The organism is Collinsella sp. OM08-14AT (assembly GCF_003438115.1).
Lineage (GTDB): Bacteria > Actinomycetota > Coriobacteriia > Coriobacteriales > Coriobacteriaceae > Collinsella.
On record NZ_QSTE01000021.1, the window covers coordinates 25163 to 33104 of the forward strand.

At 60.5% G+C, this 7942-nt stretch carries 7 protein-coding genes and 1 tRNA gene; all 8 read right to left on the reverse strand.

The features are described from left to right. Positions 1-36: 36 nt before the first annotated feature. The 8 genes from DXC18_RS09605 to DXC18_RS09645 all read right to left on the reverse strand — a co-directional run bounded on the left by DXC18_RS09605 (position 37) and on the right by DXC18_RS09645 (position 7766). Complete coding sequence (locus DXC18_RS09605; protein ID WP_117716987.1) at positions 37-1839, reverse strand: ABC transporter ATP-binding protein; 1803 nt, start codon at positions 1837-1839, stop codon at positions 37-39. A gap of 125 nt (positions 1840-1964) precedes the next feature. Beyond that, positions 1965-3320 carry a DNA recombination protein RmuC gene (locus tag DXC18_RS09610; RefSeq protein ID WP_117716988.1) on the reverse strand — a complete coding sequence of 452 codons (1356 nt, stop codon included), beginning with the start codon at positions 3318-3320 and terminating at the stop codon, positions 1965-1967. 123 nt (positions 3321-3443) lie between these two features. Beyond that, positions 3444-3878 carry a hypothetical protein gene (locus DXC18_RS09615; protein WP_117716989.1) on the reverse strand — a complete coding sequence of 145 codons (435 nt, stop codon included), beginning with the start codon at positions 3876-3878 and terminating at the stop codon, positions 3444-3446. A 465-nt stretch (positions 3879-4343) separates the two neighbouring features. Continuing rightward, positions 4344-4832, reverse strand: a complete 489-nt coding sequence (locus DXC18_RS09620; protein ID WP_158552064.1) for a hypothetical protein — start codon at positions 4830-4832, stop codon at positions 4344-4346. A 430-nt stretch (positions 4833-5262) separates the two neighbouring features. Next, entirely contained in the window at positions 5263-5802 is a 540-nt protein-coding gene (gene rbr, locus DXC18_RS09630; RefSeq protein WP_055252097.1) for a rubrerythrin, read from the reverse strand. 114 nt (positions 5803-5916) lie between these two features. Then, positions 5917-6822, reverse strand: a complete 906-nt coding sequence (locus tag DXC18_RS09635; protein WP_117716992.1) for an adenine glycosylase — start codon at positions 6820-6822, stop codon at positions 5917-5919. Between the two features lie 21 nt (positions 6823-6843). Next, a complete protein-coding gene (locus DXC18_RS09640) occupies positions 6844-7329 on the reverse strand; it encodes an Rrf2 family transcriptional regulator (protein ID WP_117564951.1) in 486 nt (161 codons plus the stop codon). A gap of 359 nt (positions 7330-7688) precedes the next feature. Then, positions 7689-7766: transfer RNA gene (locus DXC18_RS09645), tRNA-Asp, on the reverse strand. Between the last annotated feature and the right edge of the window lie 176 nt (positions 7767-7942).

The window sequence follows — 7942 nt, forward strand, 5'->3', positions numbered from 1 at the left end:
AACTTCACGGAAACGATTGTCCCACGTACAGGGGCCTTAAGCCTCCAAAAATGCGCCGGTCTGGCGGCTCCACAGGCTTGCGTATTCGCCGCCCGCCTCGACGAGCTGAGCATGCGTACCGTCCTCGACAATCTCGCCGTCCGCCAGCACCACGATGCGGTCGAGCGCCGCCACGGTGGACAGGCGATGCGCCACCACAATGGAGGTGCGGCCGCGCATCAGGTTCTCGAGCGCCTCCTGCACCAGCGCCTCGGACTCACTGTCCAGGGCAGAGGTCGCCTCGTCGAGCACCAGGATCGGCGCGTCGGTAAGAATCGCACGGGCAATGGCCACGCGCTGGCGTTGGCCGCCCGAAAGCTTAACGCCGCGCTCGCCCACCATGGTGTCGAAGCCACGGGGCAGGCGGTCGATGAACTCCAGGGCATTGGCCAGGCGCGCGGCCTCGCGAATTTGTTCGTCGGTGGCGTCGGGGCGGCCGTAGGCGATATTCTCGCGAATGGAGCGGTGGAACAGCAGCGCCTCCTGCGGCACGTAGGCAACCTGGCGGCGCAGGCTCTGCTGCGTGCAGCGCGAGACGTCCTGACCGTCCACGAGCACGCGGCCGCCCTGCACGTCGTCCAGGCGCAGCAACAGCTTGGTGAGCGTCGTCTTGCCCGAGCCCGATTTGCCCACCAGGCCCACGCGCTGGCCCGCCGCCACATGGAGCGTCAGGTCGTCGAACACGCTCTCGCCCGCCGCGGCATCACGGTATGCAAAGCTCAGGTGCTCAAAATCAATCGCGCCCTCGCGCACCTTGAGCTCGGGGGCGTTCTCGTCGTCTGCCACCAGACGCGGCTCGTCCAGCACGCGCGTCATCTCGGCCGCATCGCCCAGCGCGCGGTTGATGCGCTGCATCATGGAGCTCACGTAGTTCAGACGCATGGTGAGGTTATACGTGTAGGTAAAGATCATGACGAGCGAGCCGGCCGAGATGCCAAACCACGCGTTGCCGCCCGCCACGAACACACTCACCACGGCCATGGTGATGACGATAAGGCCCGAGGTCGTAAAGTTGCGCTGCATCATGGCGTGCATCGAGACCGTCTCAGCGTCGCGCGCGGCACGATCGGCGGTGTCGAACAGATCGCGTTCAAAGTCCTCTCGCCCGCAGGTCTTGACGGCCAAGATGTTCGTGACCGCGTCGGACAGCACACCCGAGAGCTTATTCTGCGCGGCGGACGTCGCGGCCGAAAGTGGCATGATGCGCTTGTACATAAGCCAGACAAACGCAATGTAGACGACCATGATGCCCACCAGGATCACGGTAAATGTGGGCACCACCGGAGCGAGTGCGGCCACGGTGCAGATGACCGAGGTGATGGTGGGGATGAGCGAATACACCGTCACGTCGACCAAGCCCGTATAGCCGCTCATAAAACGGCTCGTCTGGCTGACGAGCGACCCGCCAAAGCGGCTGGTGTGAAATGTCATGGATTGATTGGAAAGTGTGTCAAAGCACAGGCGTGCCAGGTGATAGTTGCCCGCGATCTCGAGCTTGTAGACGGTGTAGTCCTGCAGCTTGGAGAGGATCTGGCCTACCAGATTAACGAGCACGAGCGCCAGAATGTAAGGACCAAAGACCTCAAACACCTGGTCGGCTGCCACGGGGCCGGCCTGGACGCGGTCGACGATGAGGGCCATCACATAGGTGTTGGCAAACGTGAGCAAAAAGATGTAGCCCGCCGACGAGAACACCGAGAGAAAGACGATCAGCGGCTGCGTGCGCGTGACATCCCAAAAACGCTGCAGCGTGCGGCGCACGGTTGAGCGTTTGAGCGGGCTGGTGCTTCTCTGAGACATGGGCTTCCTTTCGCGTCTGATAGGGCGAAAGGCCATTGTTGCACATTAAAGTGCGCTTTAGGCAAGTGCAATGCGAAAAGCGCCCGCGCCCCGCGTTTACGCCGGCGCGCCGCCGTCCGTTGCGGCTAGTCCTCGTCTTCCTGGCCCGCAAGTAACCCTGCGGACTCCAAGCCCAAAATCTCGTCGGCCTCCCGCGCGTCTTCCAGCGCGTCGATATCCTTAAGCTTGCGCTCCATAACATTGGTGCGCGTGGTGATGATGCCCTCGACCGTTTTGCCCGCGGTCTCGATCTGCTGCTGGGCGCGGCGCAGCGCCTTTTGATAGCGCGGCAGCTCGGCCTTGACGGCGGAGAGCACGCGCAGTACATCGTCGGTGCGCTTTTGCAGCTTAAACGTCTGGTAGCTCATCTGCAGGCTGTTGAGGATGGCCGCCATGGTGCTGGGGCCGGCAACGTTGACATGATAGTCGCGGCCCAGGGTCTCGATAAGCCCAGGGCGCGTGACGACTTCGGCGTACAGGCCCTCAAACGGAACGAACAGGATGCCAAAGTTGGTGGTCGCGGGCACGCTCAGATACTTTTCGCAGATGTCCTTTGCCTCGCGCTTCACCATCATATCGAGCGCCTTGCGCGCAGCGGCAACGGCCTCCGCGTCGCCCGACTCCTGCGCGTCGAGCAGGTGCTCGTACGCGTCGCCCGGAAACTTGGAGTCAATCGGCAACAGCACGGGGTCGTCCTCGTCCACCGGCAGCTTGACGGCAAACTCAACGCGTTCCGAGGCGCCGGGCTTGGTGGCGACGTTTTCCAGATACTGGTCGGGCGTGAGGATGTCCGCCAGGATCGCGCCCAGCTGCACCTCGCCCAAAATGCCACGCGCTTTGACGTTGCCCAGCACGCGCTTAAGGTCGCCCACGCCGGTGGCGATAGACTGCATGTCGCCCAGGCCCTTGTACACGGCCTCGAGCTGGTCGCTCACCTGCTTAAACGATGCCGACAGGCGATCGTTGAGCGTACGGGAGAGCTTCTCGTCCACCGTCGCACGCATCTGATCGAGCTGCACGTTGTTGTCTTTGCGGATGGCGCCCAACTGGGCATCGACCGTCTCGCGCACCTTGTCCAGGCGGTGCTCGATGCCTTCGCGGTTGGCGCCAAGCTGTTGGGCCGTCTCGCGGCGCAGGTCATCCATACGGTCACCCGCCTGCGAGAACTCGCGCGCAATGGTCAGGTAGCGCTGCTGCTCTACGGCGGCGTCGGTCGTCTGCTGCTGCGCGATGGCATTGGCCGTGCGGCGGGTTTCGGCCAACGCGACGTTCAGGGTGTCGAGCGTGCTGTTGGCCTGCTCGAGCGCTGCCAGCGTTTCCGCGCTACTGTCGCCACGCTCCCGCAACTCGGCACGCAGGCTCTTGAGCTGGAGGGCGCAAGCCACAGCAACCCCCACCGCCACCAAGGCGATCACAACAAGCACAATATCAATAGCAGACATAAACTCCGCCCAACAAACCCAATCGAGCACCAATCAAAACCGCGATCAATCTTACCCTGTCAAACGCAGCTCATGTCCAATCGAGCGCAGACAAGTTACCTTTGCGCTATGGGTGCTGGTCCGCTAGCTCTCCCAGCTGGCGCGGATGGTTGCTGCGACATCCCCCAAGCGCTGACCAAGAGCTGCCAAGTGCTGAAGTACCTCATTGGGCGAGGCGCCGTTGAGGATGCACGTGAGGGCATATGAGGCCAAGAAGATTGTCGCGAGCCCCAGCGGAATCAGCACGATCATCGCCAGCGTACGCAGGCGCTGGGCCCAGCGACGGTGACGCGCACGACGTTTATCGAACGCGAGCTCCTGCGCATATGAATCCTGCTGTACGGAATAGGCCTCTGGCGCCGATTCACACCAGGGCACAGCTGCAGGTACAGCAGCGGGCACGACATTTTGCGCAAAGGGCTGGGCTGCCGCCCCTTGCATTTGCATCTCCATGAGCCGTTGCTGCTGACGCAGCATGCGCTCAGCTTGTTGCTGCGGAGTCTCAAGAAACAGATCCATGCTGGCCTCCAAAATCGGAGCATTCGACGCTTACGACCAGCATCCCGCACCGCCATGACCGCGACAACGCAATCGCCGGCAATAGCCACAAAGTTTCTTTTGCTCAAAAGCTGTCGAAAAGCTCAACAACTCCTCTACCAGCACTTTCTCTGAGCTTTTTTCGCCAGCAATCTTTTGGCCTTCCACCCTTACGCCAACTGACCAAAATCTAACCAAAAGCTTGACGAAAATTGTGAAGACAGGGACCCCACACAAAAACGTGCCGCCCCAAAAGGGGCGGCACACAAACCAATCTATTAGCCAAAACTCGTTGGCAAGCCCGCGCTGTCAGACCCGCGGCGTATGCCTTTGCCTCGCGCGACCCTGCGAAGCCGTGAGCGAGAGGGAAAGGGATGCGCCGCGGGTCTGACGCCCGGAGCGGTAAACCCAGCAGTTGCCCCGCGCTCCGCAGTCGGTGAAAGCAGATTACATGCCCGCGAGACCTCGAGCTGCGGTGGCACACATAAACGCCAGGACTAGGATCACGAGCGAACCCGCGATATCAACCAGCACGCCCATTGCACGGCGCTCAAACAACCAGCTCTCAAAGTGCGGAGCGACGTTGCGCCAAACACGCCACAGCAAGATGCCCATACCGATGACGCCCGGGATATTGAGCAGTAGGATCTCGGAACACAAAAGACCGATCAGGTTGCCGGCGACAAAACCAGCGTCGCCCTCGCAGTATTTGCGGTAGACCATATACAGCATGTACGCTACAAACGGCTGTAAACACGCAGAAATAAACGTGACCACCATCGAGGGGTCCTGAGAAAAGACATCGGTGAGCTTATCCACGCTCGTGGCATCCTTAGAGGCCAGAAACAGGCCAATGACCACCACGGGCACCACGCCCAAAATTACCTCGACCAGAGTAAACAACTTGGCAGTCAAATCCTCACTAGCCGAATTCAAATGAGGCGCCCACTCAGGATGAGCATGCGCCCCAACCTTTTTCTCCTTATCGGCACGGGCAACCTTACCGTCCTCATTAACCACGCGATTAGGATCACGACGAGTCCCAGCAGCAGCCATCCGAGCCCGAGACTTCTTACCCATAAAGCACCCCACATCAGGCAGTAAATAAACAAAAACACTACCCAGTTTACCCCTAAGCGATGGTGCAGCTCCAACTGGCCCCCACACAAAACGTGCCGCCCCAAAACGGGGCGGCACAAAAACTTAATTATCAGCTCTTCCGTAGCGAGCACGCAACGACCCGAAGCCGGGGCGCAGGGCGGGAGGCCGGATCGCCTTCCCTCAACGCGACCCTGCGGAGCCGTGAGCGGGGAGGGAAGGCGATCCGGCCTCCCGCCCTGCGCCCCGCAGCAGCCAGCGCCAAGCGCTAGTAGTTCACCACCTGCTCCTCAAAGTACGCCTTGGGGTGGTTACACACCGGGCACACCTCAGGCGCCTCGGCACCCACATGCAGGTGCCCGCAGTTCAGGCACTTCCACACCTTTACGCCCTCACGCTCAAACACCTCGCCCGACTCGATGCGCTCGACGAGCTTGTTGTAGCGCTCCTCGTGGGCCTTCTCGACGGCGGCGACACCACGGAACTTTGCGGCAATCTCGGCAAAGCCCTCTTCCTCGGCGGTCTTGGCAAACTCGTCGTACATCGTGGTCCACTCGTAGTTCTCACCCGCGGCGGCATCGCGCAGATTGTCCAGGGTATCGGGGACGGCGCCATCGTGCAGATACTTAAACCACAGTTTGGCGTGCTCGGACTCGTTGCCAGCCGTCTCGGCAAAGATGTTCGAGATCTGAACGTAGCCGTCCTTCTTGGCCTTGGAAGCATAGTAGCGATACTTGGTGTGTGCCTGGGACTCACCGGCAAAAGCGGTCTCGAGGTTCTTCTTGGTTTGAGAATTCTCAAAATCCATAGGTGTACTTCCCTTCAACGCATGCCGCCCGTAGGCTTCGAGCGGCCTCGTCTTTAGGATGCCCTCATGTCGGAAATCTAAACCTTACAATCCTGTTCTTCAGATTTGCACGGGCTAGATGCTCAGCCAGCGATCGCCCTCGGCTCGGCAAAAGCCCTCACGCTCCAGGTCGGCCAGAATGCCCGCGACAAGCTCGCGCTCGACCGGCCCGCGCCCAGCCGCCGCTTCCATATCGTTAACGCCCACCACGGCATCAGCAAGCGTAATCCCCGCCGGTTGGCCATCGCGCGCTGCCAGCAACATGCGCACGATATGCGCGCGCTTTTGGCGACGTGAGCCCTCAGGCTTTGATTGACGGCTATAGCCCGCCGAGCGCCTGGACGGATTGGGCAACGTCTTTTTTAGATATGCGCCGTAATCCAGCAACGCGTAATACCACGCGCGCGGCGTGTCGGCATCATCGAGCGGCACGGCAAAGGGAGCGATCTCGTCGGTCGCCGCACCGGGGGCCGCCGGACAGGCCGCCTGAATCAGCGGCACCAGCTCGCGGTCGGGAACAGCCGGTACATCGGGAAAGAAGTGATGCAGAAAGACCGTGCGCACGTTGGTCTCCAGATACACGCCTGGAAGGTCAAACGCAAACGACCGGATACCTTGCGCCGTTGCCGGGCCAATACCAGGCAGAGCGACCAAGTCACGCGTCTCGTGCGGAAACTCCCCGTCCCAGTCCTCCACAACGCGCTGAGCGGCCTTGTGGAGCGCCAGAGCGCGTCGGTTGTAGCCCATGCCCTGCCAAGCGTCCAAAACATCGGAAGGCGCGGCTTGGGCAAGCGCCTGCACGGTCGGAAAGCGATCGAGCCACGCCGGCATACGCGTCTCCACGCGTGGCACCTGTGTTTGCTGCAACATGACCTCGGAAAGCCAAATGATGTACGGATCGCGCGTGCGGCGCCACGGAAGGTCGCGATAACGCAGGACCCCTTCCGAACGAATCATCGAACGAAAGGGGTCCTGAATCATATCTATGCTCCTTATGCGGCGCTATTCCTCCCGGCATGTATACGCACAGGTGGCGTACTCGGGAAACGCTTCGCGGTCGGCGAACTTGGGATCGACGGCCGGGAACTGGCGGTGAGCGACGATGTCGCCGAGCGAAACGGAATCGAGGTAGTCGCGCATCAATGCTTGAGCTCCGGCCCACAGGGGATGATAGCAGCACGTGCCCATGCGCGCACAGTCGCCATCGGGTGCGGTGCAATCATTCATAACCATAGGGCCCTGAACGGCCTCGACGACCTGACGAATGGTGACGTCGTCCGGACTGACCTTGAGACGCATGCCACCGTGGACGCCACGCAGGCTCTCCACAATACCGGCCTGGACCAAACCGTGCTGAATCGAGCGGGCAAACGAATACGGAACATTGACCTCTTCGGCAGCGGTGCGAACAGAAAGCAAACGCTCCGGATCCTCGGCAAGCATCGCCAGCATACGAAGGGCGTAATCAGTCTTCCTCGATATGTCCATTTTTCCCCTTTCAAGGAATACGAACAGCTCGAACGAGCTCCGGGGCCGAGCTTGTGTCGAGACGCTAAATGACCGCTAGGACATCCAAATGATAAATAGGATATCCACTGAGTGCCGCGCTTGGAGCGAAATGCATCAGATGCGGCCTACAGTGCAATTTAGTATAACCTAACCCCCTGTCTCGTTGAACAGGTGTTGCGCAACAAAGCTGCTGTTTAGACAGATATGCTTATTGGATTTTACTTGCGTTCCCGAAGGCGCGGGGATTCTGGGCAAAGATGCCTCAGGGCGATCGTTCTATCGAAACAAAGTGCATCAAACGCAAAAAGCCACGTCCGAAGACGTGGCTTTAATTGCGTTGGCGGGAAGTACGGGGCTCGAACCCGCGACCTCCGACGTGACAGGCCGGCGCTCTAACCAAACTGAGCTAACTCCCCAGGCAGGCGTTCGCGTTTGTTTCCGCTCGCGTGCGCTGCGGGGATTAGTATACACAGAAGTCTGTCCGGCGCGCAACAACTTTTTTGAAAAAATTTTTCGGTCCCTCCGGGAGGGTCTCCGGGGCTGGGGGCGGGGGTTAAGTTTGCTGCTCTACAGTCCTGCGCAAGACGGAAAG

What these genes read in the sequence shown, in the direction of transcription:
- DXC18_RS09615 (WP_117716989.1), bottom strand. Translation starts at nt 3,878, where the DNA reads ATGGATCTGTTTCTTGAGACTCCGCAGCAACAAGCTGAGCGCATGCTG.
- DXC18_RS09610 (WP_117716988.1), bottom strand. Translation starts at nt 3,320, where the DNA reads ATGTCTGCTATTGATATTGTGCTTGTTGTGATCGCCTTGGTGGCGGTG.
- DXC18_RS09635 (WP_117716992.1), bottom strand. Translation starts at nt 6,822, where the DNA reads ATGATTCAGGACCCCTTTCGTTCGATGATTCGTTCGGAAGGGGTCCTG.
- DXC18_RS09640 (WP_117564951.1), bottom strand. Translation starts at nt 7,329, where the DNA reads ATGGACATATCGAGGAAGACTGATTACGCCCTTCGTATGCTGGCGATG.
- DXC18_RS09605 (WP_117716987.1), bottom strand. Translation starts at nt 1,839, where the DNA reads ATGTCTCAGAGAAGCACCAGCCCGCTCAAACGCTCAACCGTGCGCCGC.
- rbr (WP_055252097.1), bottom strand. Translation starts at nt 5,802, where the DNA reads ATGGATTTTGAGAATTCTCAAACCAAGAAGAACCTCGAGACCGCTTTT.